This is a genomic window from Sphingomonas sp. 2SG, assembly GCF_005503285.1.
GTDB classification, from domain to species: domain Bacteria; phylum Pseudomonadota; class Alphaproteobacteria; order Sphingomonadales; family Sphingomonadaceae; genus Sphingomonas; species Sphingomonas taxi.
Genome location: NZ_SCMZ01000016.1, coordinates 35,712 through 58,939, shown reverse-complemented (window position 1 = coordinate 58,939; position 23,228 = coordinate 35,712). Strand labels below are relative to the sequence as shown.

Annotated in this window: 26 protein-coding genes; 22 read left to right on the top strand and 4 right to left on the bottom strand. The window is 69.3% G+C overall.

All coding sequences use genetic code 11. The features are described from left to right. Positions 1 to 102 precede the first annotated feature (102 nt). Positions 103 to 567, top strand: coding sequence for an EF-hand domain-containing protein (locus tag FFS23_RS08835; protein ID WP_137898311.1), 465 nt, complete (start codon positions 103 to 105; stop codon positions 565 to 567). 87 nt (positions 568 to 654) lie between these two features. Here FFS23_RS08835 and radC read toward each other — a convergent pair whose 3' ends face one another. Beyond that, positions 655 to 1,347, bottom strand: a complete 693-nt coding sequence (gene radC, locus FFS23_RS08830) for a RadC family protein (RefSeq protein WP_137898310.1) — start codon at positions 1,345 to 1,347, stop codon at positions 655 to 657. An 87-nt stretch (positions 1,348 to 1,434) separates the two neighbouring features. On the opposite strand from radC, the gene FFS23_RS08825 reads away from it, so the two are divergent. The 16 genes from FFS23_RS08825 (at position 1,435) to FFS23_RS08750 (ending at position 15,823) form a co-directional block, all read left to right on the top strand. Then, positions 1,435 to 4,572 carry an intermembrane phospholipid transport YdbH family protein gene (locus FFS23_RS08825; RefSeq protein WP_249340600.1) on the top strand — a complete coding sequence of 1,046 codons (3,138 nt, stop codon included), beginning with the start codon at positions 1,435 to 1,437 and terminating at the stop codon, positions 4,570 to 4,572. Between the two features lie 47 nt (positions 4,573 to 4,619). After that, on the top strand, positions 4,620 to 4,796 hold the full coding sequence (locus FFS23_RS08820; protein WP_171009435.1) for a YnbE family lipoprotein: 177 nt from the start codon (positions 4,620 to 4,622) through the stop codon (positions 4,794 to 4,796). Between the two features lies 1 nt (position 4,797). Further along, positions 4,798 to 5,169: a YdbL family probable chaperone protein gene (locus FFS23_RS08815; protein ID WP_038662568.1), complete on the top strand. Its 372-nt coding sequence runs from the start codon at positions 4,798 to 4,800 to the stop codon at positions 5,167 to 5,169. 160 nt (positions 5,170 to 5,329) lie between these two features. Continuing rightward, the gene (locus FFS23_RS08810; protein ID WP_038662565.1) at positions 5,330 to 5,656 is read left to right on the top strand and encodes an AtpZ/AtpI family protein; all 327 of its coding nucleotides are present in this window, start codon (positions 5,330 to 5,332) and stop codon (positions 5,654 to 5,656) included. A 36-nt stretch (positions 5,657 to 5,692) separates the two neighbouring features. Next, a complete protein-coding gene (locus tag FFS23_RS08805) occupies positions 5,693 to 6,484 on the top strand; it encodes a F0F1 ATP synthase subunit A (protein WP_038662562.1) in 792 nt (263 codons plus the stop codon). A gap of 42 nt (positions 6,485 to 6,526) precedes the next feature. Beyond that, positions 6,527 to 6,754 (top strand): F0F1 ATP synthase subunit C, encoded by a 228-nt coding sequence (locus tag FFS23_RS08800; protein WP_038662560.1) that lies wholly within the window; start codon positions 6,527 to 6,529, stop codon positions 6,752 to 6,754. Between the two features lie 63 nt (positions 6,755 to 6,817). Next, complete coding sequence (locus FFS23_RS08795) at positions 6,818 to 7,312, top strand: F0F1 ATP synthase subunit B family protein (protein ID WP_137898308.1); 495 nt, start codon at positions 6,818 to 6,820, stop codon at positions 7,310 to 7,312. Beyond that, positions 7,305 to 7,937 (top strand): F0F1 ATP synthase subunit B family protein, encoded by a 633-nt coding sequence (locus tag FFS23_RS08790; RefSeq protein ID WP_137898307.1) that lies wholly within the window; start codon positions 7,305 to 7,307, stop codon positions 7,935 to 7,937. The genes FFS23_RS08795 and FFS23_RS08790 overlap by 8 nt, the downstream gene beginning before the upstream one ends. 217 nt (positions 7,938 to 8,154) lie before the next feature. After that, positions 8,155 to 8,475, top strand: a complete 321-nt coding sequence (locus FFS23_RS08785; RefSeq protein WP_137898306.1) for a DMT family transporter — start codon at positions 8,155 to 8,157, stop codon at positions 8,473 to 8,475. A 73-nt stretch (positions 8,476 to 8,548) separates the two neighbouring features. Then, positions 8,549 to 8,989: a hypothetical protein gene (locus tag FFS23_RS08780; RefSeq protein WP_137898305.1), complete on the top strand. Its 441-nt coding sequence runs from the start codon at positions 8,549 to 8,551 to the stop codon at positions 8,987 to 8,989. Between the two features lie 88 nt (positions 8,990 to 9,077). Beyond that, entirely contained in the window at positions 9,078 to 11,000 is a 1,923-nt protein-coding gene (gene uvrC, locus FFS23_RS08775) for an excinuclease ABC subunit UvrC (RefSeq protein WP_038662545.1), read from the top strand. Positions 11,001 to 11,042: 42 nt separating this feature from the next. Beyond that, a complete protein-coding gene (locus FFS23_RS08770) occupies positions 11,043 to 11,993 on the top strand; it encodes a polysaccharide deacetylase family protein (RefSeq protein WP_137898304.1) in 951 nt (316 codons plus the stop codon). Further along, the gene (locus FFS23_RS08765; RefSeq protein WP_137898303.1) at positions 11,990 to 12,871 is read left to right on the top strand and encodes a GNAT family N-acetyltransferase; all 882 of its coding nucleotides are present in this window, start codon (positions 11,990 to 11,992) and stop codon (positions 12,869 to 12,871) included. The genes FFS23_RS08770 and FFS23_RS08765 overlap by 4 nt, the downstream gene beginning before the upstream one ends. Before the next feature lie 54 nt (positions 12,872 to 12,925). Further along, a complete protein-coding gene (gene recO, locus FFS23_RS08760; protein WP_137898302.1) occupies positions 12,926 to 13,657 on the top strand; it encodes a DNA repair protein RecO in 732 nt (243 codons plus the stop codon). A 28-nt stretch (positions 13,658 to 13,685) separates the two neighbouring features. Next, positions 13,686 to 14,729: a 3-isopropylmalate dehydrogenase gene (gene leuB / locus FFS23_RS08755; protein WP_137898301.1), complete on the top strand. Its 1,044-nt coding sequence runs from the start codon at positions 13,686 to 13,688 to the stop codon at positions 14,727 to 14,729. Beyond that, the gene (locus FFS23_RS08750) at positions 14,726 to 15,823 is read left to right on the top strand and encodes a glycosyltransferase family 2 protein (RefSeq protein WP_137898300.1); all 1,098 of its coding nucleotides are present in this window, start codon (positions 14,726 to 14,728) and stop codon (positions 15,821 to 15,823) included. The genes leuB and FFS23_RS08750 overlap by 4 nt, the downstream gene beginning before the upstream one ends. Before the next feature lie 31 nt (positions 15,824 to 15,854). On the opposite strand, the gene FFS23_RS08745 is transcribed toward FFS23_RS08750, so the two are convergent. Then, the gene (locus FFS23_RS08745) at positions 15,855 to 17,087 is read right to left on the bottom strand and encodes a phospholipid carrier-dependent glycosyltransferase (RefSeq protein WP_137898299.1); all 1,233 of its coding nucleotides are present in this window, start codon (positions 17,085 to 17,087) and stop codon (positions 15,855 to 15,857) included. A 114-nt stretch (positions 17,088 to 17,201) separates the two neighbouring features. On the opposite strand from FFS23_RS08745, the gene FFS23_RS08740 reads away from it, so the two are divergent. Genes FFS23_RS08740 through FFS23_RS08725 form a run of 4 tightly spaced genes read left to right on the top strand, consistent with a single transcriptional unit; the run spans position 17,202 to position 20,132 of the window. Next, entirely contained in the window at positions 17,202 to 18,407 is a 1,206-nt protein-coding gene (locus FFS23_RS08740; protein WP_137898298.1) for a trans-sulfuration enzyme family protein, read from the top strand. Further along, positions 18,404 to 18,802, top strand: a complete 399-nt coding sequence (gene apaG / locus FFS23_RS08735; protein ID WP_038662524.1) for a Co2+/Mg2+ efflux facilitator ApaG/CorD — start codon at positions 18,404 to 18,406, stop codon at positions 18,800 to 18,802. Before FFS23_RS08740 ends, apaG begins: the two co-directional genes overlap by 4 nt. After that, the gene (locus FFS23_RS08730; protein WP_038662521.1) at positions 18,799 to 19,587 is read left to right on the top strand and encodes a LysR family transcriptional regulator; all 789 of its coding nucleotides are present in this window, start codon (positions 18,799 to 18,801) and stop codon (positions 19,585 to 19,587) included. Before apaG ends, FFS23_RS08730 begins: the two co-directional genes overlap by 4 nt. Beyond that, the gene (locus FFS23_RS08725) at positions 19,584 to 20,132 is read left to right on the top strand and encodes a GNAT family N-acetyltransferase (RefSeq protein WP_249340599.1); all 549 of its coding nucleotides are present in this window, start codon (positions 19,584 to 19,586) and stop codon (positions 20,130 to 20,132) included. The genes FFS23_RS08730 and FFS23_RS08725 overlap by 4 nt, the downstream gene beginning before the upstream one ends. On the opposite strand, the gene FFS23_RS08720 is transcribed toward FFS23_RS08725, so the two are convergent. Together FFS23_RS08720 and FFS23_RS08715 are read right to left on the bottom strand one after the other, a co-directional pair. Beyond that, positions 20,118 to 21,437 carry a serine hydrolase gene (locus FFS23_RS08720; protein ID WP_137898296.1) on the bottom strand — a complete coding sequence of 440 codons (1,320 nt, stop codon included), beginning with the start codon at positions 21,435 to 21,437 and terminating at the stop codon, positions 20,118 to 20,120. The two genes, FFS23_RS08725 and FFS23_RS08720, sit on opposite strands and share 15 nt — an antisense overlap. Continuing rightward, positions 21,395 to 22,249, bottom strand: a complete 855-nt coding sequence (locus FFS23_RS08715; protein WP_038662513.1) for an ABC transporter permease — start codon at positions 22,247 to 22,249, stop codon at positions 21,395 to 21,397. The genes FFS23_RS08720 and FFS23_RS08715 overlap by 43 nt, the downstream gene beginning before the upstream one ends. Positions 22,250 to 22,313: 64 nt before the next feature. Between FFS23_RS08715 and FFS23_RS08710 the strand changes: the two genes are divergently transcribed. Then, the gene (locus FFS23_RS08710) at positions 22,314 to 23,036 is read left to right on the top strand and encodes a GcrA family cell cycle regulator (RefSeq protein ID WP_137898295.1); all 723 of its coding nucleotides are present in this window, start codon (positions 22,314 to 22,316) and stop codon (positions 23,034 to 23,036) included. Positions 23,037 to 23,228: the final 192 nt, after the last annotated feature.

Genomic DNA, 23,228 nt, shown 5'->3' with positions numbered 1-23,228 from the left:
CGGAACCATTGTATCGGCAGAATCATTTCCCACATCAAGTATGCGATGCGGTCGGCACAGTCGATCGCCGTATGCTTCATGTAGAACGATGGGAGACAGATAATGCTGAAATATGCTCTTCTCGCCGGAGTGATCACGCTCTCCGCGCCGGCTCTGGCGCAAACGCAGACGAATACTGTACCGACGCAGGCGACGCCGGGACAAACTGTGCCGGGATCGGGATCTGTTGAGGCGCAGCCGCAATCGACGGCGCCAGCCGATACGACGACTGCGACCGACGGCGCACAGACGGCGACGACGCAGCCCGCAGCGGGCGCCGATCAGGTCGCGACCGTGGTGCAGACCGAATTTCCGACCTACGACGCCAATCAGGACGGCAAGCTCGAGAAGGCGGAATTCGCCAGCTGGATGGTCAAGCTGAAGCAGGCGAGCGATCCCAAGGCGAGCGCCGAAAGCGCCGCGACCAAGAAATGGGTAAGCGCCGCCTTCGCCCAGGCCGACACCGACAAGAGCCAGTCGATCTCGCAACCCGAACTGATCGGCTTCTTGAGCAAGGCGCAGTCGTAACCGTGCCGCCAGTACCGGCGCGATGACGAGAACGAGGCCGCCGGTGCGAACCGGCGGCCTTTTTTTTTCGTCATGCCGGCGAGGGTCTCAGATCAGACCCTGCGCCTTCAGGCTGACATGGCCGTTGACGCCGATGATGATGTGGTCGTGCAGCACGATGCCCATCGCCGCGCCGGCGTCGGCGATGGTGCGGGTGATGGCGATGTCGGCGCGGCTGGGGGCGGGGTCGCCCGAGGGATGGTTGTGGACGAGGATGATCGCCGCCGAGCCCAGGTCGATCGCGCGGCGGATCACCTCGCGGACATGGACCGCCGCCTGATCGATCGAGCCCTCGCTCATCACTTCGTCGCGGATCAGTATGTTGCGCGTGTTGAGGTGGAGGACGCGGAACCGCTCGATGCCGTGATGCGCCATGTCGGCGCGCAGATAATCGAGCAGCGCCTGCCAATTGCTCAGGATCGGGCGGTCGGTCGCTTCCGCCCGGAGCAACCGGATCGCGATTCCATGCGCGATCTTGATCGCGGCGGCGGCGGAGGGGCCGACGCCCCTGACGCGGCCGAGCGCTTCGGCGTCGGCGGCGAGCAGCCCGCCGATACCGCCGAATTCGCGCAGCAGCGCCTTGGCGATCGGCTTGGTGTCGATCCGCGGGATGGCGAGCATCAGCAGATATTCGATCAGCTCATGGTCGAGCAACGCGTCGCCGCCACCGGCGAGCAGCCGCCCGCGCAGCCGTTCGCGGTGGCCGGCGGTGTCACCCGGCGGGGAAGGGGGAGCGGCCATCGCGGCGGAGGCTATCGTCGGTCCGGCATGGGCGCAATTGCGCGGATGCATCGCCCCCGCCTATGAGGGGCGACGATGGGCGAGGGCGTGGACGAGTTGAACGATGCGCCCGCGCGGCAACGCCGCTTCGCGTCGTGGAGCCGACGGCGGCGGATCGCGCTCGGTGCCGCGCTCGTCCTCCTCGTCGCGCTGATCGGTCTGTGGGTCGAGCGCAAGCCGATCGCCAGCCGGGTCATCGACGGCGAACTCGCCAGGCGCGGCGTCGTCGCGCGCTACGACGTGCGCGATCTGGGGTTCGGACGGCAGCGGTTGACCAACGTGGTGATCGGCGATCCCCGCGATCCCGATCTCGTCGCCGACTGGCTGGAGACGCGGACGCGGATCGGCTTCGGCGGCGCCAGCCTCGACGCGGTGCGCGCCGGACACGTGCGGTTGCGCGGGCGGATGATCGACGGACGGCTGTCGCTGGGCGAGATCGACAAATTGATCCCGCCGTCGTCGGGCAAAGGCTTCGCGCTGCCGGCGCTGGATGTCGACATCGCGGATGCACGGATGCGGCTGGAGACGCCGCTCGGCGTCGCGGGGCTGCGCATCGCCGGGCGCGGACGGCTGGACGGCGGCTTTGCCGGCACCGCGGCGGTGGTGAGCGATCGGCTGGCGCAGGGCGGCTGCGGCGCGGACGGGCTGCGCGCGGCGCTCACGGTCGGGGTGACCGCCGGTGCGCCGCGATTGCGGGGGCCGGTTCAGGTCGCCGCCGGGCGCTGCGCCGGCGTCGACGTGCGGCGCGGCGGGGCGGATATCGACGTGGTGCTGACGCCGGCGCTCGACGGCTGGCGCGGCAGCGCGCGGCTGGCGAGCGGGCCGGTCCGCGGTGCCGGTGCCCGGGTCGCCGGGCTGCGTGGCGACGTGACCTTCGACGGGGCGGCGCAGGCGACCGGCGGGACCGCGGATCTCACCGCCAGCAATGTGGCGATCGCCGGCGCGTCCGCGGGGACGTTGGGGATGGCGGGACGCTATCGGATCGGTGCGGCACAGGCCTTCGCCGGCACCGTCCGCGTCGCCGACGCGCGGATCGCGGCCGATCGGCTGCCGAGCATCGGGACCGCGACGGGCGCGGGAACGCCGGCCGCGCCGCTGATCGCCGCCGTGTCGCAGGCGGTGCGGGGCGCGGCGAACGGGTTCGGCGGGTCGGCGGCGCTGGCGGTCCGGCAGAGCGGCGGCGCGGGGCAGGCGCGCGTCACCGCAGCGTCGCTGCAATCGACGAGCGGCGCCCGGCTGCGGATCGCTGGCGGTACGGGGCTGACCTTCGGCTGGCCCGGTACGCGACTGCGCATCGATACGCGGCTCGCCATGGCCGGCGGGGGGCTACCCGACGCGCAGGTCGCACTGGCGCAGGCCCGCGCCGGCGCCCCGATCACCGGTCGCGCGACGATCGCACCCTATGCCGCCGGCGGCGCACGGCTGGCGCTGGCGCCGGTCGTCTTCACCGCGACACCGGGGGGAGCGACGCGGATCGCCACGCGGGTTGCGCTGTCGGGGCCGCTCGGCGACGGCCGGGTCGATGGCCTGGCGCTGCCGGTCGATCTGCGCTGGAACGGACGCGGGACGCTGGTCGCCAATCCCGCATGTACCCCGGTCGCGATCCAGCGGCTGGCGGTGGCGGGGCTGGTGCTCGATCCGCTGCGCACGACGCTCTGCCCGATCGCCGGCGCGATGGTGACGCTGGCGGATGGACGACTGGCCGGCGGCGCACGGCTGCCGGCGGTGCGACTGGCGGGGCGGCTCGGACAGACGCCGCTGACCGTTGCGGCAAGCGGCGCCCAATTGCGGCTTGGCGACGGCGGCTTCGTGCTCGACAGCGTCGCCGCGCGGCTGGGCAGTCCTGAACGCATCACCCGCATCGATCTCGCGCAACTGACCGGCCGGATCGCCGGCGGCGGTGTCGCCGGCACGTTCGGCGGCGGCGCGGGGCAGATCGCCAACGTGCCGCTGCTGCTCGGCGCGGCGGCGGGCGACTGGTCGCTGCGCGGCGGCGCGCTGCGGCTGACGGCGACGATGACGGTCGACGATGCCGCGCCCGATCCGCGCTTCCGGACGCTGGCGGCGCGCGACGTGACGCTTGACCTCGTCAACGGCGCGATCGCCGCGCGCGGGACGCTCTACGAGCCGACGAAGAACGTGAAGGTCGCCGATGTCGCGATCGGCCACACGCTGGCGAGCGGCCGCGGCAGCGCCGATCTGACCGTGCCGGGGATCGCCTTCACCAAGGACTTCCAGCCCGAATTGCTCACCCGGCTGACCTTCGGCGTCGTCGCCGACGTGCGCGGCAGCGTCACCGGCGACGGCCATATCACGTGGAGCCCCGACGGCGTCGGCTCGACCGGCACGTTCGCGACGAAGGACACCGATCTCGCCGCCGCCTTCGGCCCGGTCACCGGGATCAGCACGACGCTGCGCTTCACCGATCTGCTCGGGCTGGCGAGCGCCCCGGGACAGGTGGCGACGATCAAGACGGTCAATCCCGGCATCGCGGTGACCGACGGCACGATCGTCTATCAATTGCTCCCCGATCTGCGCGTGCGGATCGACAGCGGCCGCTGGCCGTTCGCCGGCGGTACGATGACGCTGCTGCCGACGACGCTCGACTTCACCGAAGCCGCGGCGCGGCGGATGACCTTCCGTATCGACGGCGCGGCGGCGGACCAGTTCCTCGAACAGTTCGACTTCAAGAACCTGTCCGCGACCGGCGTCTTCGACGGCGAACTGCCGATGATCTTCGACGTGCAGGGCGGCCGGATCGAGGGCGGGCGGCTCGCGGTGCGACAGGGCGGCGGCAGCCTCGCCTATGTCGGCGACCTGTCGCAGAAGGATCTGGGTCTGTGGGGCAATATCGCCTTCCAGGCGCTCAAATCGCTGCGCTATCGCAACCTGACGATCGGCATGAACGGGCCGCTCGCCGGCGAGATGGTGACCGAGGTGCGCTTCGCCGGCGTGACGCAGGGGCAGGGGGCGAAGAGCAACTTCCTCGTCCGCCGGCTGCAGCGGCTGCCGTTCGTGTTCAACATCCGGATCAAGGCGCCCTTCCGCGGGCTGCTCGATTCGGCGCAGTCCTTCTACGACCCCAGCCGGCTGATCCAGCGCAACCTGCCCGCGCTGCTCGAACGGCAGCAGCAGCAGCGCCAGAGCGCCCCCATTCAGCCCCCCGCAAGCGGAATCGTGCCATGACCGAAACAGGATTGAAGATGGAGCAGCGAATCACGACCTTGAGACGCATGACGGGGCTGGCCGGGATCGGTCTGGCGGCGACGACGCTTGGTGGCTGCATCAACGTCTCGGCGCCCGACAAGCCGATCGAGATCAACCTCAACATCAGCGTCACGCAGGAGGTCGTCTATCGTCTCGATGGCGAGGCGAAGTCGCTGATCCAGCAGAATCCGGGGATATTCTGATATGAAGACGAAGCTTTTGATCGTTGCCGGCGCGGTGGCCCTGCTGGGGCTGTCGACGATGGCGATGGCGCAGCGCGACCCGGCCTATGCCGCCGCGCGCGAGGCGAAGCAGGTCGGCGAACAGCCCGACGGCTATCTCGGCGTGGTGAGCGGCGGCGCGTCGGTGCAGGCGCTGGTCCGCGACATCAACATCAAGCGCAAGGCCGCCTATACCGCGAGCGCGCAGGCGAGCGGCGCGACGGTGGAGCAATTCGCCTTCACCAGCGGCTGCAATCTGGTGGCGAAGGTCGGCCAGGGCGAGATGTACAAGACGCCGTCCGGCCAGTGGAAGGAAAACACCGGCACCCCCGAACTCGACCCACGCTGCAAGTAAGGTAAGTCCTCCCCTTGGCGGGGAGGACTTATGTCTCGCCAAACCCATCGGGGAACCAGACGGTTGACACCCCGGCACCCCCCACCTAAACGGGCCACGCCTTGGCGGGATCGCTCGCCCCGCGCGTTTTCTCCCCCGGCTGGCATTAACAGGCGAGGGTATGCGCGTGGCGGAAGACGAGACCGGGCGAGACTTCACCAGCGCGGACGATCCGCGGCTTTCCGCGCTCGACGAGCGGCTGAAGGAAGCCCGGCATGCCGAAGCGTTGCGGACGGGGCAGGGGGCGCCGACGGCCGATGCGGGATATTCGCTCGGCAATCGCGTGCTCGCGGCCCTGATCGGAAGCCTCGTCGGCAGTGCGCTGATCGGCTGGTGTATCGACCGCTGGTTTGGCACGACCCCATGGGCGCTGATCGTGATGCTGTTCCTAGGAATCGCCGTCGCGTTCAGGCAGATCATTCGGATTGCAGGCGAACGCCCGGAATAACCGGGCGTTTGTCGTATTAGGGAGCGAACGGGCCAAGTGGCGGCAGAATCGGGCAGCAAGATCGATCCGATGCACCAGTTCCTGATCGAACCTTTGTTCGGTCGGCATTGGGTCGTCGCGGGATACGACATCTCGTTCACCAACTCGGCGTTGTGGATGGTGATCACGCTCGCCAGCCTGTGGCTGTTCATGCTGGGCGGAATGAAGCGCGAGCTCGTCCCCGGCCGCTGGCAGGCCGCGGTCGAGGGCTTCACCGGCTTCGTCTCGAACATGCTGACGTCGAATATCGGGCCGCAGGGCAAGCGTTTCGTCCCCTACGTCTTCTCGTTGTTCATGTTCATCCTCTTCGCCAACATCTGGGGCCTGACCCCGGTCGGCATCGTGCCGGGCTGGCATCCGTTCACCATCACCAGCCACCTCACCGTCACCGGTGTGCTCGCGGTGATCAGCTTCGCGATCGTGCTGATCGTCGGCTTCGGCAAGCACGGCTTCCACTTCTTCAGCCTGTTCGTGCCGCACGGCACGCCGAAGCTGATGATCCCGCTGATCTTCGTCGTCGAGCTGATGAGCTTTCTGGTGCGCCCCTTCTCGCTGGGTCTGCGACTGTTCGTCGCGATGACCGCGGGGCATATCCTGCTCAAGGTGCTCGCCGCGTTCGTCATCAGCGGTCTCAACCTCGGCGCCGGCTATGGCCTGCTGATCTCGCTGCCCAGCTTCCTGCTGATGATCGGCATCACGCTGCTCGAGCTGCTGGTCGCCGCCATCCAGGCGTATGTCTTTGCGCTGCTGACGAGCGTCTATCTCAACGACGCCGTCAACCTGCACTGAGTTTTTCGTTCCAACCTTTAGATTTGATACGGGAGTTTTGACATGGACGCAGAAGCCGCCAAGATGATCGGTGCCGGTCTGGCCGCGATCGGCATGGGCCTCGCCTCGCTCGGCGTGGGCAACGTGTTCGCCAAGTTCCTCGAGGGTGCGCTGCGCAACCCGGGTGCCGCGGACAGCCAGCAGGGCCGTCTGTTCATCGGTTTCGCGGGCGCCGAGCTGCTCGGCCTGCTCGCCTTCGTGACGATGATCATCCTGCTCTTCGTCGCCTAACATCGAACCTGTCCGCCGGGCGTGCGCGCCCGGCGGTTTTCGAGGTCGCGCAAAAGGTCTTCAATGCCTCAGATTTCGCAGATCGCCGCCACCTACGCCTCGCAGATCTTCTGGCTGCTCGTCACCTTCGGTATCCTGTATTTCGGGATCGGCAAGATGATGGTGCCACGGGTCATCGCGACCGTGGACGCGCGTGAAGGCCAGATCGCGGCCGACCTTGCCGCGGCCGAACAGGCCCGTCTCGCCGCCGACCAAGTTGAGGCGGCATGGCGTCTGAAGATGGACGAGGCGCGTGCCGCGGCGCTCGCCGAGACCACCGCCGCCAAGGCGCAGGCCGCCAAGGCCGCCGAAAGCCAGATCCGGTCCGCCGATGCGGAACTCGCCGAGCGGCTCGCGCATCACGACCTCGCGGTCGGCAATGCCAAGGCGCAGGCGATGCTCAACCTCCAGTCGATCGCGGCGGATGTCGCGCAGGAGCTGGTCGCCAAGGTTTCGGGTCTGACCGTCAGCATCGATGCCGCCGCGGATGCGGTGCGCCGGAGCAATGCGCATGGCTAATTCCGCCAGCAATCTCGTCGCCGCCAATCTGTCCGACGCGGCATCGGCCGAAGCGATGCAGCCGCAGAACGTCCGCGACGGCAGCCAGTTGACCGCCAACGTTTCCGAACCGGGTGCGGAGCATGCCGTCGAGGCGACCGCACTGGGCTTCAACACCACCGGCTGGGTGGGCATCGCCGCGCTCGTCGTGCTGATCGGCATGCTGATCGTGAAGGTGCCGGCGAAGATCGCCGCCAGCCTCGACAAGCAGATTGCCGCGGTCCGCCAGCAGCTCGACGAGGCCAAGAAGTTGCGTGCCGAGGCCGAGGTGCTGCGCAACGAATATGCGGCCAAGGCCAAGGCGGCTGAGGCGGATTCGGTGACCATGCGTCATCACGCGCAGCAGGAAGCCAATCAGATCATCGCCAAGGCGAAGCATGATGCGGAGGAGCTGATGGCCCGCCGCACCAAGCGCGCCGAGGACAAGATCGCTGCCGCCGAGCGGACCGCGATCGCGGAGGTCCGTGCCTTGGCCGCGGAGACGGCGTCGAAGGCAGCGGCGGTGCTGATCGCCGAGCAGCTCGACGCGCAGGCGGACCGGGCGATGATCGATCGCTCGATCGCCGGCCTCAGCCGGGTAAACTAAGGACAAGTCCTCCCCGCTCGCGGGGAGGGGGACCGCCCGCGCCAGCGGGTGGTGGAAGGGGCTCCCCACGCACGGAGCGTTTGTGGAAATCCCCCTCCGTCAGCGCTGACGCGCTGCCACCTCCCCGTGCCGGGGAGGATCTACACTTTCGACGCGCGTCTCTTCCCGGGTTTCCGGCGCCGTCCTGCATCCACGAGCCCGTACAGGAGTAACATCCATGTCGTGGCTCATCCTGGGCATCGCCGTGTTCACCGAAATCTGCTGGGCGCTCAGCCTCAAATGGGCGGCGACGCTCGCGACGTGGCAGGCGTCGAGCGTTCCGATCATTTTGTCCTTCGTCAACATGGGGCTGCTCGCGCTGGCGATGCGCGGCCTGCCCGCCGGCACCGCCTATGCGGTGTGGACCGGCTGCGGCGCGGTCGGCGTCATCATCGGCGGCGTGCTGCTGTTCGGCGACAAGGTCGGCATGGTGCAGGCGTGTTTCATGGCACTGACCGTGATCGGCATCGTCGGCACCAAGATGTTCGCGCAGGCCTGACCCTTTCGCACCGGCGCGGGGCTGCTACAACGGGGTACGGCGCGCCCTCGCGCAGCCGGATCGAGGTGGCCCGATGTCGATGCTTCTGTTCGCCGCGCTGATGCTGGCGCAATCCTCGCAGGCCGCGCAGGCGGCGGACAAATTCGCGCTCGACCTGCCGGCCGACGAAACGGTGACCGCGCCGGCGGAGCCTGCCGCGCCGGTCGCACCCGTTGCTGCGGCGACCCCGGCGGCCCCGGCGGCGGGCGGCTATTCGCTCGATACGCCGATCGCGGACCTCATCGCCGAGCCGCGCGCGAAGGCGATCCTCGATCGCGACGTGCCGGGAATGAGCGACGACCCCAATCTGCCGAAGTTCCAGTCGCTGTCGCTGCGCAAGCTCGCACCGCTCAGCGGCGGGCAGATGACCCCGGCCCTGCTCGCAAAGGTGGCGGCGGATCTGGCGGCGATCGAGGAGCCGTCGGCGCCGGCCAAAAAAGTCCAGAGCCGCCGCGCGCTGCCATCGGGGCGGTAACCCCCGTTCCTCGCATTGGCGTGGGAGGAAACACCCGCGTCGTCGCAACCCTCTAGCCCCGCACCGCCGCGACTCCTACATGCCGCTCATGTCCGGTTACGGTCCTCCCGATCGATTCAACGAAGAACGCGCCACCTTCACCGTCCGCGGGTCCGATACGCCGGATCTCGACGCGGGGATCGCCGCGATCCGCAACGTCCTCGCCACGCTGCCGAGCCGCTCCGGCGTGTACCGCATGCACGATGCCAAGGGTGACGTCCTCTATGTCGGCAAAGCGCGCTCGCTCAAGCAGCGCGTCGCCAATTACACGCAGGTCAAGGGGCTGACCAAGCGGTTGCAGCGGATGATCGCGCAGACGCGGTCGATGACGATCGTCACCACCAACAACGAGGCGGAGGCGCTGCTGCTCGAGGCGCAGCTCATCAAACGCTATCGTCCCGCCTACAACGTGCTGCTGCGCGACGATAAATCGTTCCCGTTCATCCTGCTGCGCGGCGATCACGATTTCCCGCGCGTGCAGAAGCATCGCGGCGCGCGCCGCGCGCCGGGCAATTACTACGGCCCCTTCGCCAGCGCGGGCAGCGTCAACAACACGCTCAACGCCTTGCAGAAACTGTTCTTGTTGCGCTCCTGCACCGACGGTTTTTTCAAGACGCGCGACCGGCCGTGCCTGCTCTACCAGATCAAGCGCTGCTCGGCGCCGTGCGTCGGCCGCGTGGGCAAGGACGAATATCAGGAGCTGGTCGACGATTGCCGCGACTTCCTCGCCGGCAAGTCGACCAAGGTGCAGGCCAAGCTCGGCGCGCAGATGCAGGCGGCCGCGGAGAACATGGATTTCGAACTGGCCGCGCTGATCCGCGACCGGCTGAAGGCGCTCACCTTCGTCCAGGGGTCGCAGGCGATCAACGCCGAGGGTGTCGGGGACGCCGACGTCTTCGCGCTCGCCTGCCGCGACGGGACGATGGGCATCCAGGCGTTCTTCATCCGCGGCGGCCAGAATTGGGGGCATCGCAGCTTCTTCCCGCAGCATACCAACGAGGTGCCCGAGGACGAGGTGCTGGCGAGCTTCCTCACCCAATTCTACGAGGAGGTGCCGCCGCCCAAGACGATTCTGCTCGACCGCGATCTGACCGAGGGCGCGTTGCTCGGCGAGGCGCTCGGCGAGCGCGCCGGCTACAAGGTCGCGCTGTCGGTGCCGCAGCGCGGCGACCGGCGGCGGCTGATGGATCAGGCCAAGCGCAACGCGATCGAGGCGCTCGAACGGCGGCTGGCCGAGAGCACGACGCAGGCGCGGCTGCTGCGCGAGGTCGCCGATCTGTTCGACCTGCCAGAGCCGCCCGACCGCATCGAGGTCTACGACAACAGCCATATCCAGGGGACGAACGCGCTGGGCGCGATGGTCGTCGCCGGGCCGGAGGGCTTCCGCAAGGGCCAGTATCGCAAGTTCAACATCAAGGGCAACGAGGCGGCGACCGACAGCGACGTCGGCATGATGCGCGAAGTGTTCCGCCGCCGCTTCGCGCGCCAGCTCGACGAGGCCCCCGACCGCGACGACGGCACGTGGCCCGATCTGGTGCTGATCGACGGCGGCAAGCCGCAGCTCCATGCCGCCAAGGCGGTGCTCGAGGATCTCGGCATCGAGGACGTGTGCATGGTCGGCGTCGCCAAGGGGCCGCATCACGGCCGCGACGGGCGCGAGGTGTTCCACATGCTCGACGGGCGCGAGTTCCAGTTGCCGGTCAACGCGCCGGTGCTCTTCTACCTCCAGCGGCTGCGCGACGAGGTGCATCGGTTCGCGATCGGCGCGCATCGCGACAAGCGCTCGAAGGCGATCGGTGCGAGCCCGCTCGACGAGGTGCCGGGCATCGGCCCCGCGCGCAAGAAGGCGCTGCTGATGCATTTCGGCACCGGCCGCGCGGTGCGCAACGCCAGCCTCGAGGATCTCAAGAAGGCGCCGGGCGTGTCGGCCGGCGTCGCGCAGCAGGTGTACGACTTCTACCACGCACGGTGATGGCCCTACCAATTGTTCATGTCCCTGCCGTATGGCCGGGCCATGGTGACCCGCGTCTTCCTCACGATCGACACCGAATTCGCCTGGCGGCATCACGCCGCCGGGCTCGACGTCGAGACGATCTATGCGCGGTCGATCGAACCCGCCGGGGTGGGGCTGGGCTATCAGCTCGATCTGCTCGCCGAGCACGGTTTGAAGGCGTGTTTCTTCGTCGATCCGATGCCCGCGCTGATCTTCGGCCTCGCGCCGGTCAAGCGGATGGTCGATACCATTCTCACGGCGGGGCAGGAGGTGCAGCTCCATCTCCACCCCAATTGGACCGCGGCGCGGGTCGGCGATCGTGGCGCGCATTACGCCCGCTTCCAGCTGCACGAATATACGCTGGCCGAGCAGCGCGACCTGCTGCGCGGCGCGGTCGAACTGCTCGTCGCCGCCGGCGCACCGGCGCCGATCGCGTTTCGCGCCGGCGGCTATGCGGCGAACGAGGATACGCTGATCGCGCTCGCAGACCTGGGTTTCGCCTATGACAGCAGCCACAATGGCGCCGAGGCGGCGGAGAGCCGGATCGCGCTGCCGCCCGCGCAGATCGCGCCGATCGACCATCATCTGATCGAGGTGCCGGTGACGGTGATCGAGGATGCGCCGGGCATGTGGCGCACCTTCCAATTATGCGCGCTGTCGGGGGCGGAGACTGCGGCGGCGCTCGATCATGCCGCGGCGGAGGATCATGCCGCGGTGACGATCGTCAGCCATGGCTTCGAGCTCGCCAACCGGCTCGGCACGCGCGCCAATGGCGTGCACGTCCGGCGTTTCGATACCTTGTGCCGGCTGCTGGCATTGCGCACCGACGCGCTGCCGACGGCGCATTTCGCCGACCGTCCCGCGCTGGCGCTGGGGCAGGACGATCGCCCGCTCGGCGCCAATGCGCTCCGCCGGCGGTTGCGGCAGGCCGAGCAACTGTGGTCGAATTGGGTCGCGGAACGCGGCGTATGACGGTGGTGGCGCTCAAGTTCCAGATCGGGGCGCGGACCGTGGCAGCGGTGCGGCGACGGCTGGTGCGGGTGGCGCTGTCGCTCGACGAGGTGCTGGCGGGGCAGGTGCCGATCCTGCCCGAGACCGATGGTGACGGCTATCTGATCACCTCGCTGCCTGCATCGCTCGCCGCCGCGGTGGAGCGTAGCGGCCGTGTCGCGATGGTGCGCCAGCGCTATACGCGTTTCTATACCGATCTGGGCATCGGCCATGCGGCGTGGCTCGCGGGCCTGTCGGGCTCGGCGCGGTCGACGCTGAAGCGCAAGACGCGGAAGATCGAGGCGGCGGGGCTGGCGATCCACGCCTATCGGACCGCGGCGGACTTCGCGGCCTTCTACCCGCTGGCACGAACCGTGTCGGCGACGACCTATCAGGAACGCCTGCTCGACGCCGGCCTGCCCGAGGATCCGGCGGCGGTGGCGCATCTGTCGGCGCTGGCGGCGGCGGACGGGCTGCGTGCGTGGCTGCTGCTGATCGGCGGGGTGCCGGCGGCCTATCTGTGCTGTACCGCGCAGGGGTCTGCGTTGCGTTACGATCATGTCGGCCATGATCCGGCGTGGGGCGAGCTGTCGCCCGGTACGGTGCTGCATGCGGCGGCGATGCGCGATCTTTTCGCCGACCGGTTCGCGCGCTTCGACTTCACCGAGGGCGAGGGCCAGCACAAGCGCCAGTTCGCCACAGACGGTGTGGCTTGCGTCGACCTGTTGCTGCTGCGTCCGACGTTGGCGAACCGGGCGACGCTGGCGGCACTGGCGGCGTTCGATGGGGCGATGGCGCACGCCAAGCGCGCGGCGCGGCGTCCGCGGGTCGCGGCGCTGGCAAAGCGGGTGCGGCGGTAGCGTGCCGCCGGTCCTGCCTCTGGCGGGAAAGGGCCGGGGAGCTATATCCCCTTGATGCACCTGCGCGCCGAAGCCATCGTTCTCGCGATCCGCGCGCATGGCGAGCACGGCGCGGTGGTGCGCGCGCTGACCCGCGGCGACGGCGTCCAGCCCGGCTATGTCCGCGGCGGCCGGTCGCGGCATCTGCGCCCCGTGTTGCAGCCGGCCAATGCGATCGCCGGCGAATGGCGTGCGCGCACCGGCGAACAGCTCGCCGCGCTCACCGTCGAACCGCTGCACAGCCGCGCCGCGCTGCACGGCGAGCCCTTGCCCGCCGCCGCGCTCGCTTGGGTCACCGCCTTGACCGCCGCGGCGCTGCCCGAGGCGCAGCCCTATCCGCGGCTCTACGACGCGCTCGGCGCGGTGCTCGACGCGGTCGAGGCGGCGCCGGCGGCGCGCGGCTGGGCGACTGCGCTCGTCCGCTACGAATTGCTGCTGCTTGCCGAGCTCGGCTTCGGCCTCGATCTCACCGCCTGCGTCGTCACCGGTGGCGAGGAGGATCTCGGCTTCGTCTCCCCCCGCAGTGGCGGCGCGGTCAGCCGCGGCGCGGCCTATGGCTATGAGGCGCGGCTGTTCGCTTTGCCAGCCTTCCTGACCGAAGGCGGCGCGGCGGACTGGCCCGATATCCTTGCCGGCCTTGCCATCACCGGCCATTTCCTCGCGCGCGATCTGCTCACCGATCGCCGCGCCGATCCGCTCGTCGCGCGCGAACGGCTGGTCGCGATGCTGAAAAGGGCCGTTGCGTGAAGCCCGGCGCCGCGGCTAGGCAGCGGCCATGGCATTGATCGCACTCCTGCCGGGCGACGGCATCGGCCCCGAAGTCATCACCCAGGCGCGCCGCGTGCTCGACGCGCTCGATCTCGACCTGACCTATGAAGAGGCACCGGTCGGCGGCGTCGCCTATCACAGCGTCGGCCATCCGCTGCCCGAGGCGACGCTGGACGTCGCGCGGCGCGCGGATGCGTTGCTGTTCGGCGCGGTCGGCGATCCGAGCTGCGATTCGCTCAAACGCGCGCTGCGCCCCGAACAGGCGATCCTCGGCTTGCGCAAGCATCTGTCGCTCTTCTCGAACCTGCGCCCGGCGACCTTGTTCGAGGGGCTCGAGGACGCCTCGGCGCTGAAGCCCGACGTCGCGCGCCAGATTGACCTCGTCATCGTCCGCGAACTCAACGGCGACGTCTATTTCGGTGAGAAGGGCCGCCGCACCACCGCCGCGGGTCATCGCGAAGGCTATGACATCATGAGCTACGACGAAACCGAGGTGCGGCGCATCGCCCACGTCGGGTTCGAGACGGCGCGCAAGCGGCGCGGCCAGCTCTGCTCGGTCGACAAGGCGAACGTGCTCGAAACCTCGCAATTGTGGCGCGACGTGGTGATCGAGGTCGCCGCCGACTATCCCGACGTGACGCTGACGCATATGTACGTCGACAATGCCGCGATGCAGCTCGTGCGCAATCCCGGCCAGTTCGACGTGATCGTCACCGGCAATCTGTTCGGCGACATCCTGTCGGATCAGGCGTCGATGTGCGCCGGCTCGATCGGCATGCTGCCCTCGGCGAGCCTCGATGATGCGGGCAAGGGGCTGTACGAGCCGATCCACGGCTCGGCCCCCGATATCGCCGGACAGGGCAAGGCCAACCCTTGCGCCGCGATCCTGTCGGCGGCGATGATGCTGCGCCATTCTCTCGGGAACGGCGCGGCGGCGGACCGGATCGAGGCGGCGGTGGCGCAGGCGATCCGCGACGGCGCGCGCACCGCCGATCTCGGCGGGACGATGAGCACGGCCGCAATGGGGGACGCCGTCCTCGCCGTCCTGTGAGCGCGCTGCTCGAGATCGCGGTCGTCATCCCGACGTTCAACGAACGCGCCAATGTGCCGACGCTGATCGCCAGGCTCGATCAGGCGCTGGCCGGGCGGCGCTGGGAAGCGATCTTCGTCGACGACGACAGTCCCGACGGCACCGCCGAGGCGGCGCGCGAGCTGGGGCGGGTCGATACGCGGGTGCGGGTGATCCATCGCATCGGCCGGCGCGGACTGTCGTCCGCCTGTATCGAGGGGATGTGCGCGACCGCCGCGCCGGTGGTCGCGGTGATCGACGGCGATCTGCAGCATGACGAGACGTTGCTGCCCAAGATGCTCGACCTGTTGCAGGCCGATGCCGATCTCGACGTGGTGGTCGGCTCGCGCTTCGTCGACGGCGGGGGGACCGGCGACTGGGACCGCGACCGCGTCGCCAAATCGGCGTTCGCGACGCGGCTGTCGCGCCGGGTGCTCAAGGGCGACCTCAGCGATCCGATGAGCGGCTTCTTCGCGATCCGCACCGCGCATGCGCGGCGGCTCGCCCCCGAATTGTCGGCGATCGGCTTCAAGATCCTGCTCGATTTGATGACCGCCAGCGCCGAACCGCTGCGCTTCGCCGAACTGCCCTATACCTTCCGGGTGCGGACGGAGGGCGAGTCGAAACTCGATCACGTCGTCGCGATGGAATATCTAATCGCGCTCTACGACCGCATGTTCGGGCGGTTCGTGCCGGTGCGCTTTGCGATGTTCTCGTGCATCGGCGTGCTCGGCGTCGGCGTGCATATGGGCGTGCTCGGCGTCGCGATGCTGTTCGGCGCGGCCTTCCTCGGCGCGCAGATCCTCGGCGCGCTGGCGGCGATGACGTTCAATTTCGCGCTCAACAACGCGCTGACCTATCGCGACCGGCGGCTGAAGGGCGTGCGGCAATGGCTCGACGGCTGGGTGTCGTTCTGCGTCGTCTGTTCGGTCGGGCTGGTCGCGAACGTCGGCATCGCCGCCTTCGTCCACGACGTCCACAACGAGGGCGCGGCGGCGTCCGCGTTGCTCGGCATATTGGTGGGCGCGGTGTGGAATTACGCGCTGTCGTCGAAATTCGTATGGGGGCGGTACTGACGCGACGGTTTCTCCCTCCTGAATTTCGAGGTCAGACCCAGCTCTTCAGCCACATCCAGCCATGGAACGACCCCGGCCCGCGCAGCGCCGCGGCGGACAGGATCGGGTAGAAGTGGATGAACAGCACCGCGCTCGCGGCGAGGAACGCCTCGTCCCAATAGCGCAGGCGCACCCGCCAGTGATCGAAGGCCGCGGCGATCGCCATCGCCAGCCAGATGCTCGACAGATAGTAATAATAATAGAAGCCCAACGACTTGGGGATGAGCGCCCACATCGCGACGCTGGCGATCCACAGCAAGGCGACGCCGCCGGTCCGCGCGTCGCCGTCGCGCACCCACGCCGCGATTCCGGCGACCACCGCGACCAGCCCGCCCCACATCACCACCGGATTGCCGAGCAGCAGGATACCGCGCTGCGCACCGTCCGCCGGCTCGTAGAAATACCAGACCGGCCGCCAGTCGAACGGCCACGTCCACCAGCTCGACTGATAGGTGTGCGGCGGCAGCACCTGCGTCTGCTGGCGATACATGTCGAGCTGGAAGGGGAGCAGCCGCGCGAACGTCAGCGGCTGATCGGCATAGAGGAAGGCGGGCCAGAAGGTGGCGAAATAGGCGAGCATCGCTACGCCGCCAAGCAGCGGCAATGCGATCAGCGGATGGAGACCGGGCCAGAGGTCCGGCCGCCGCCAGCGCGCGATCAGATAGGTCGCGCCGGCAAGGCCCAGATACGGCAGCGCGGTCCATTTCGTCCCCACCGCCAGCCCGAGCAGCAGCGCGCCGAGCAGCCACCGCCACCACACCGCCGCGCCCCGCGCGCGCATCGCCCATAACAGCGCGGCCAGTCCGGTGACGACGAACGCCGCCATGAACCCGTCGAGCATCGCGATCCGCGCCTGCACGAAGACGGTGAAGTTGAGCAGCGTCAGCGCCGCGCCGAGGCTCGCGGTGCGCACCCGCCCGAACACCAGCCAGAGGATCGCGAACACCCCCGTCACCACCGCGCTCGCCGCGACGGTCGACAGCGCGCGCCAGCCGAGCGGGCCGTCGCCGAAGATCGTCATCCCCAGCGCGATCAGCGTCTTGCCGAGCAAGGGATGCTCGATGTTCACCGGCCCGACCAGTCCGAGCAGCATCCGCGCCGCGGGGACGTAATGGACCTCGTCGAAGACGAGCACGTGCGGCGTGGTCAGCCGCCAGCAGAACAGCAACTGCGCGACGAGGCCGATGGCGAGCGCGGCGGGCAGGGGGCGGGAGAAGAGGCGCACGTCGGTCTTGTCCTCGTGGAGGGGCGGCTTGGCAAGATCAACTCTCCGGACTCGGGAGGAGTAGGAAGCCCGCAACGCTTGCACCGCCCGCACCCGTCCGGCTAAGCGCATCGCATGAAGCGCAAGGCAGGACAGGACCGCTCGATCACCGCCAACTGGCGTCCGGCGACGCTCGCCATCCGTGGCGGCACCGCGCGCAGCGAATATGGCGAGACCAGCGAGGCGCTGTTCCTCACCTCGGGCTATACCTACGACAAGGCGGCCGATGCCGCGGCGCGTTTCGCCGGCGAGCAGGAGGGGATGACCTATTCCCGCCTCCAGAACCCGACCGTCGAGATGCTCGAACAGCGGATCGCGCTGCTCGAAGGTGCCGAGGCGTGCCGGACGATGGCGACCGGTATGGCGGCGATGACCGCGGCGCTGCTCTGCCAGTTGCAGTCCGGCGACCATCTCGTCGGCGGTCGCGCCGCCTTCGGCTCGTGCCGCTGGCTGACCGATACCTTGCTGCCCAAGTTCGGCATCGCGACGACGGTGGTCGATGCGCGCGACCCGCAGGCGTTCCTCGACGCGGTGCGGCCCGAGACGAAGGTCTTCTTCTTCGAAACGCCCGCCAATCCGACGATGGACGTCGTCGATCTGCGCGCGGTCTGCGGCATCGCGCGCGAGCGCGGCATCGTCAGCGTCGTCGACAATGCCTTCGCCACCCCGGCGCTCCAGCGGCCGATGGACTTCGGCGCCGACGTCACCGCTTATTCGGCGACCAAGATGATGGACGGGCAGGGCCGCGTGCTCGCCGGCGCGGTGTGCGGCAGCAAGGACTTCATCGACAACACCCTGCTGCCCTTCACCCGCAACACCGGCCCGACGCTGTCGCCGTTCAACGCCTGGGTGGTGCTCAAGGGGCTGGAGACGCTCGATCTGCGCATCCAGCGCCAGTCGCAGAGCGCGATTACCGTCGGCCGCTTCCTCGAAGGCCGCGTGCCGCGCATCCTCCATCCCGGCCTGCCCAGCCATCCGCAGCACGACCTGGCGATGAGCCAGATGTCGGCGACCGGCCCGATCTTCGCCTTCGAGGTCGCCGATCGCGCACAGGCGCACGGGCTGCTCGACGCGCTGGCGCTGATCGACATTTCGAACAACATCGGCGATTCGCGCTCGCTGATGACGCACCCCGCCTCGACCACGCACGCCGGCGTCGCCGAGGACAAGCGGATCGAGATGGGGATCAACGAGGGCATGCTGCGCCTCAACGTCGGGCTGGAAGATCCGCAGGACCTGATCGACGATCTCGACCAGGCGCTGCGGCAGGTCGGTCTGTGAAGGAATTCTTCCCGCATGCCGCGACCACCGACGGGGTGACGGTACGCGTGGCGGTAAGCTATCTGCCCGAACAGTCCGAGCCGCGGCGTGGCCGCTGGTTCTGGGCCTATCATATCCGCATCGAGAATGAATCGGCGCGCGCGGTGCAGTTGCTGACCCGTCATTGGGTGATCATCGACGGACGTGGTGCCCGCCATTCGGTGGAGGGCGAGGGTGTCGTCGGCGAGCAGCCGCTGATCGCGCCCGGCGCGAGCTTCGACTATGTCTCGGGCTGCCCGTTGCAGACGCCGAGCGGGGTGATGCAGGGCAGCTATAGGATGATCGACGAGGACGGTGCCTGCTTCGACGCGGCGATCCCCAAATTCGCGCTGCTCGCGTCGGCGGTCGAATCGTGAAGCGGACACATCTGCCGCTCAACGGGCTGCGTGTGCTCGACGCCGCGGCGCGCCACCTGAGCTTCACCCGCGCCGCCGACGAGCTGGCGGTGACTCCCGCCGCGGTCGGCCAGCAGATCCGCGCGCTGGAGGATACGCTGGGTGTGGTACTGTTCCGCCGCACCACGCGGGGGCTGGAGCTGACGCCCGAGGCGGACGCCGGACTGGGTGCGCTACGCGACGGTTTCCTCCAGTTTGAAGAGGCGGTCCGCGCGATGCAGGCCGGTCAATCGTCCAAATCGCTGACCATCGCCGCACCGCGCGACCTGACCGAGAAATGGCTGATGCCGCGGCTCGCCGAGGTCGCGCAGCGCGACGGCGAGTTGCGCTTCGTGCTGATCGCGGCGGACGATGCGGTCGATTTCACCGAAGCGAACCTCGACCTCGCGATCCGCTGGGGCGAAGGGCCGGGCGAGCATGAGGGCGAGGCGCTCGAGTCGGAGGGCATGGTGACGATCGCCGCGCCCGGCGCGGCGGAGACGCTGATCGCCTGGCCGGGCTGCCCCGGTGGCGACGGCCATGCGCTGGTTCGCGTCGCCGATGCGGGTCTTGCGATCGATGCGGCGGTGGCGGGGCTCGGCCGTGCGACGGTGTCCGAACTGCTCGCGGCGCGCGACATCGCCAACGGCAAGGTCGCGGTGGTCGGCGATCCGCAGCCGTCGCGCTGCGGCTATTGGCTGGTCGCGCCGCTGCCGCAATGGCGGCAGGCGAAGGTCCGGGCGCTGGTCGACGCGCTGACCGGGTGAGCGATACGCCGACGCTGACGACGGCGCGGCTGACGCTGCGGCCGTTGGTGCCGGACGACGCCGAGGCGCTGTTTCCCGCCATGGCGGACCCCGAGGTGATGCATTGGTGGTCGCGCGGACCGTTCGCGTCGGTCGAGGAACTGCGCGCCTATTTCGCGGACATGCGACTAGGGCAGCGCGCCTGGGCGGCGGTGCGGGCGGGCGAGACGGCGGCGATCGGCTTCGTCTATGTCGGCGAGAGGCGGCCCGGGGTCAGCGAGATCGGCTATCTGTTCGCACGGGCGACGTGGGGCAGCGGCGTGGCGCGCGAATCGGTGAGCGCGGTGATCGCGCAGCTGTTCGGCGAGGGCACGCGGCGCCTGTTCGCCGATATCGATCCCGACGCCGTCGCCTCCGCGCGGCTGCTGGAGCGGATCGGCTTCACGTGCGAGGGACGGCTGCGCGCCGAATGGCAGACGCATATCGGCGTGCGCGATACGTTGATCTACGCGATGTTGCGCAGCGAGTGGCTGGCGCGCGACGCCGCCATGTCAGGACGCCAATAGCCCCAGCGCGCGCGTGACCAGCGCCATCAGCCGGGGCTCGTCGACCGCGCCGTCGGCGCTGTGCCAGCTCGCGCAGATCGCATACCAGCGGCCGGTCCTCGTCTGCGCCAGCAGGTTGAGCGCGATGACGCCGGGTTCTGAGCCGCCCTTGAAGCCGACATAGGCGAAGCGCGCCGCGGTCGCGGGATCGACGCCGTGGTTGATCGACAGGATGTCGCGCACCACCGGGCCGGCATCGCGGAGATCGGCGAGCAGGCGTGCCATGTCGCGCGGGGCGGCGAACCATTCGACGGTCTCGCTGGCCAGCGGACCCGAGGAGAACATCAGCGGGTCGAGACGGGCGGCGTCGATCCGCGTTGCTTCGGTCGCCAGCAGCGCGCGCCGACCGGCGGCATCCGCCGCGGTCCAGGCGGCGGTGAGTGCGGGGTTGGCCTTGATCGCGAAGGCTTCGCGGGTGGTCAGGACCGGGCCGGTGGCGCCGTATCGCGCCGCCATCGCATCCACCTCGCCGCGGCCGAGCAGGCGGACCAGCGTGTCGGTGGCGGTGTTGTCGCTGATCGAGATCATCAGCGTCGCCAGCGTCTGGAGCGTTACCGGCGTGGCCCGCGGCCAGTTTTGGAGGATGCCGGAGGGCAGCGACGGCGGCCCGACCGTCACGACGTCGTCCCAGTGGCGCGTCCCCGCCGCGACCTGCCGCGCCGCCTCGGCGAGGCCCCAGAGCTTGAACGCCGAGCCGAGCGGGGCGGGGGTGTCGGCGCGGGTTTCGGCGAGCGGCGCGGGTTGCGGGCCGTCGAGCGCGTAGATGCCGACCTGCGCGATGCCGGGCAAGGCGGCGAGGTCGGCCTGCACCTTGGCAGGCGTGTCGCCGCGCAAGTCGGTGCCGGTGATCAGCAAGCCGGCGATCGCATGCGGCGCGGCGGGATCGAGCGACAGGCGCAGCGTCGCGGTGCCGCGGTCATAGTCGATCACTGCCGTCGCCGCCCAGCGACCGGCGGGATCGAGGCGGGCGACGCGGCGCGGCTCGCCGAGCGTGGCGCGCAATTGCGCGGCGAGGGCGGTCCATTGCGCAGGCGGTACCGCCTGGCGGAAGGCAGCGGTGAAGAGGGCGTCGTAGCCGGGGCGGCCGGCGAGCACCGGGATCAGCGCGGTGGCGCGGGTGCGGACCGCTGGGTCCGCCACGGGGGCAGCCGCGGCGGCGGGGGGCGTCTGCGCCGATGCCACGAGAGGCGTCAGCGCGATCAGCGCCGTCGCCGCCAGCGCGATCAGTTCTTGAGCTTCCAGCCTCGCTTGAGCAGCTGATAGCATAAGACCCCCAGTGCGATGTCCACCGCGAGGATCGCGATGCTGCCGACCATGATGGGCGAATCGGCGGTGCCGAGGAAGCCGTATCGGAAGCCGGAGATGATGTAGAAGAAGGGATTGGCGTGGCTGAACGCGCGGAAGGCGGGGGCGAGCCGGTCGACCGAGTAGAAGGTGCCCGACAGCAGCGACAGCGGCGCGATGACGAAATTGGTCACCGCGGCGGCATGGTCGAACTTCTCCGCCCAGATCGACGTCAGCACGCCGAGGAACGACAGGAAGGCGGCGCCGAGCAGGCCGAACCACAGGATCGCCAGCGGGTGGGTCGGCGTGACGTGGACGCCGGGGTAGAGCGCCATTGCGCACCAGCAGATGAAGCCGACGATGAACGCCCGCGTCATCGCGCCCCCGACCAGCGCGGCGAGCAATTCCCACGTCGATAGAGGCGGTTGCAGGTAATCGACGATCGTCCCCTGGATCTTGCCGACGAGCAGCGAGAAGCTGGCGTTGGCGAAGGCGGGGCCCATCATCCCCTGGCTGATGATGAGGCCGGGGGCGATGAAATCGGCGAAGGGGACGGTGATGCCGCCGACCACGACCGGGCTTTTCGCGCCGGTGGCGATGGTGAAGACGATCAGGAACAGCAACGTGGTGATGGATGGCGCCCACACCGTCTGGAGGTGGACCTTGAAGAACCGGCGCACCTCCTTCACATAGAGGGTCTTCAGGCCGCCCCAGTTCACGTTCCGGATGACCGGAACGCCGGGTGCGGACCGGATTGCCGATTGGATCTCGCCGATTGGGGGCTGGCTGCTCATGGCCGAAGCGGGTAACCGCAGCCGCAGCCGCCCGCAACCCGGCGCAAGTGTAAGGAACGTGATAATGTCCTGGACCGACGAGCGGATCGACACGCTCAAGACGATGTGGGAGGCGGGGCAGACCGCCAGCCAGATCGCCGAGGCGCTGGGCGGCGTCAGCCGCAACGCGGTGATCGGCAAGGCTCACCGCCTGGGCCTCCAGTCGCGCCCGTCGCCGGTGAAGCCGAACGAGCCGGTCGCCGCCGCGCCGGTGCCCGACGTGCCGCTGCCCGAGGCCGAGCCCGAACCCGCGCCGGCACCGGTGGTCGCGGCGCCGCCGGTTCCCCCGCGTCCGGCGCCGGAGCCGGTCGTCGCGGCCGATGCTGACGAGGACGAGGATGACGTCGTCGAGGACGATGCGGACGAGGAGGAGGACGAAGAGGTCGTCGCCGCCCCCAAGCGCGAGCCGCAGCCGATCCTGCGCTCGGTCGGTCCCGGCGGATTCGTCCGCCAGTCGCCCGGCGAGCAGCAGCCGCCCTCCACTCCGGCGCCGCCGCGCCGGCTGGTGCCCGCCAAGCCGTCGCCCGAGATCGCCGGCAAGACGACGCTGCTCGATCTCAACGACCGGATCTGCAAATGGCCGCTCGGCCATCCCGGCGAACCGGACTTCCACTTTTGCGGCGACAAGGTGAACCCCGGTTTCCCGTATTGCGTCGCGCATTGCGGCCACGCCTATCAGGCGCAGCTGCCGCGCCGCGACCGGCGTCCGCCGCCGCCGCTGCCGTTCGGTGGCCCGCGGGTGCGTTGAGCCATCGCGATTTGGGTGTGAAGGAGGCCGCTTCCCGCGAGGGGGCGGCCTTTTTCTTTGCTGGTGGTGGCGTGGGCTTGAATCGCCGGGGGCAATCCAACTTGGCACTTCCTGACGGGGGAGGGATTTCACTCCGGCCGCTGGATGTCGATCCCGCCGAGAAAGGCCGTGGTCCCTTTCTCGTGTTCCCGC

Coding starts and splice junctions, on each gene's coding strand:
- FFS23_RS08835 (WP_137898311.1), top strand. CDS start 103: ATGCTGAAATATGCTCTTCTCGCCGGAGTGATCACGCTCTCCGCGCCG.
- radC (WP_137898310.1), bottom strand. CDS start 1,347: ATGGCCGCTCCCCCTTCCCCGCCGGGTGACACCGCCGGCCACCGCGAA.
- FFS23_RS08820 (WP_171009435.1), top strand. CDS start 4,620: ATGACGGGGCTGGCCGGGATCGGTCTGGCGGCGACGACGCTTGGTGGC.
- FFS23_RS08815 (WP_038662568.1), top strand. CDS start 4,798: ATGAAGACGAAGCTTTTGATCGTTGCCGGCGCGGTGGCCCTGCTGGGG.
- FFS23_RS08810 (WP_038662565.1), top strand. CDS start 5,330: ATGCGCGTGGCGGAAGACGAGACCGGGCGAGACTTCACCAGCGCGGAC.
- FFS23_RS08800 (WP_038662560.1), top strand. CDS start 6,527: ATGGACGCAGAAGCCGCCAAGATGATCGGTGCCGGTCTGGCCGCGATC.
- FFS23_RS08795 (WP_137898308.1), top strand. CDS start 6,818: ATGCCTCAGATTTCGCAGATCGCCGCCACCTACGCCTCGCAGATCTTC.
- FFS23_RS08790 (WP_137898307.1), top strand. CDS start 7,305: ATGGCTAATTCCGCCAGCAATCTCGTCGCCGCCAATCTGTCCGACGCG.
- FFS23_RS08785 (WP_137898306.1), top strand. CDS start 8,155: ATGTCGTGGCTCATCCTGGGCATCGCCGTGTTCACCGAAATCTGCTGG.
- FFS23_RS08780 (WP_137898305.1), top strand. CDS start 8,549: ATGTCGATGCTTCTGTTCGCCGCGCTGATGCTGGCGCAATCCTCGCAG.
- uvrC (WP_038662545.1), top strand. CDS start 9,078: ATGTCCGGTTACGGTCCTCCCGATCGATTCAACGAAGAACGCGCCACC.
- FFS23_RS08770 (WP_137898304.1), top strand. CDS start 11,043: ATGGTGACCCGCGTCTTCCTCACGATCGACACCGAATTCGCCTGGCGG.
- FFS23_RS08765 (WP_137898303.1), top strand. CDS start 11,990: ATGACGGTGGTGGCGCTCAAGTTCCAGATCGGGGCGCGGACCGTGGCA.
- recO (WP_137898302.1), top strand. CDS start 12,926: ATGCACCTGCGCGCCGAAGCCATCGTTCTCGCGATCCGCGCGCATGGC.
- leuB (WP_137898301.1), top strand. CDS start 13,686: ATGGCATTGATCGCACTCCTGCCGGGCGACGGCATCGGCCCCGAAGTC.
- FFS23_RS08740 (WP_137898298.1), top strand. CDS start 17,202: ATGAAGCGCAAGGCAGGACAGGACCGCTCGATCACCGCCAACTGGCGT.
- FFS23_RS08720 (WP_137898296.1), bottom strand. CDS start 21,437: ATGCTATCAGCTGCTCAAGCGAGGCTGGAAGCTCAAGAACTGATCGCG.
- FFS23_RS08715 (WP_038662513.1), bottom strand. CDS start 22,249: ATGAGCAGCCAGCCCCCAATCGGCGAGATCCAATCGGCAATCCGGTCC.
- FFS23_RS08710 (WP_137898295.1), top strand. CDS start 22,314: ATGTCCTGGACCGACGAGCGGATCGACACGCTCAAGACGATGTGGGAG.